At 75.0% G+C, this 1,392-nt stretch carries 2 protein-coding genes; both read right to left on the bottom strand.

Annotation, left to right across the window (positions count from 1 at the left end; translation table 11 throughout):
• Positions 1-337: 337 nt before the first annotated feature.
• Entirely contained in the window at positions 338-583 is a 246-nt protein-coding gene (locus MCM47_RS40715; protein WP_238949395.1) for a hypothetical protein, read from the bottom strand.
• 216 nt (positions 584-799) lie between these two features.
• Positions 800-1,392 (bottom strand): phosphotransferase (locus tag MCM47_RS40710; protein WP_238951830.1); only part of this gene is annotated, 593 nt, incomplete at its 5' end.

The raw sequence follows: 1,392 nt of genomic DNA, 5'->3' as shown, positions 1-1,392 counted from the left end.
CCCGCCAGCTCGACAGCGCTGAACGCCGCCCCGGGGTGAGCCGCCACCGCGAGGAACACACCCAGCGACACCGAATTCCGCACAGGCTTCTCCGCCACGCGCCAACCCCTCCTTCATGTGCAGCAGGCTGCACATCCACGACAGTGATCAAGACCAGTCGGGCAGCCTACAAGTTACCCGCCCAAGGATCCGAGCCGAGCCACTGGAAGGCATGCCCTGGTCGCGACCGGACGACTTCTCGGGCCGGGTCGACCGCCGCACCACCGTCGAGTCCTCGCGCGTGTACCGGCCGGTGACGGGCGGGGTGGGCGGTCAGCCGGTTCGAGCTCACCGCCCGTCACTGCTCGTCGACGCGCCTGCACACGATGAATCCCTCGTCGATCTTCTCGCATTCGAAGACGGGCTGAATGAATCCCGCCGTCTTCGGGGTGCTCAGGTTCGGGCCGTCACCCCCCGCGGGGTGGTAGGCGAGCGAGAAGTGTCCGGCCGCCTGGGGGTACTTCGCGAGCAGATCGCGGAACTCCCCCACGAGTCCGTCGAACTCCGCCGGGATGGTGTCGTTGCTCTCGGGTCGCTCCGTCACGCCTGCACTCCTTGTCCAGAATCGCCTTGTTCAGAGAATCGCCGGTACCGCCACGCGGGCGGGCGCACATCCGGCCTCAGTCTGGCGGGGTGAGTGCGGCCGCGCCGCGTGCGGCACGCCGACCGGCCGGGGGAGTCCCGCGGCGCGGAGCGGGAAGTCGGGCAGGCCGACTTCCCGCTCCGCGCGGCCCGGCTCGGCCTCCGTGCCGGCTTCCGGTCAGCGGTGGGCCGTCGCGACGAGGCGGCGGAGGGAGGCGGCGGCCGGTGGGGCCCAGGTGGGCTGGCCGCCGGGGCGGCCGAGGCGGCCGGCCTCGCCGATGAGGAGGCCGCCGAGGGCGCGCAGGAGCGCCCAGCCGCGGGCGCGGCGCAGGGTCGCGGCGTCCGCGGCCGCCCCGTAGGCCCGGTGGAAGTCGTCGGCTGCGCCGTCCGGGAGGAGGATCCAGGGGGCGGCGAGGTCGCAGGCCGGATCGCCCGCGCAGAGGTCGCCGAAGTCGATCACGCCGCAGATGGTGCCCTCCGCGGTGAGGACGTTGGCCGGGTGGAGGTCGCCGTGCAGCCACAGCGCCGGGCCGGTCCACACGGGCGCGGCGGCGGCGTCCTCCCAGACCGCACGCGCGGCGTCCGGGTCGGGGACGAGACCCAGTTCCGTCGCCTCGGCGAGTGCCCGGGCGAACCCCTCGGCGTGCTCGGCCAGCGGCCCACCACGGCCGCGGCCGGCGGGCGCGCCCTCCGGGGCGGGCCGGTGAAGGGCCGTCAGGAACGCGGCCAGGGCGCCGGCGGCCTCCGCGCCCCGGGTGACGGGGGCGCGGT

This window comes from Kitasatospora sp. A2-31, from assembly GCF_022288725.1.
In the GTDB taxonomy this organism is placed as follows: domain Bacteria; phylum Actinomycetota; class Actinomycetes; order Streptomycetales; family Streptomycetaceae; genus Kitasatospora.
Note: the sequence above shows the minus strand (reverse complement) of the source record. Positions and strands in the feature narration are given on the sequence as shown.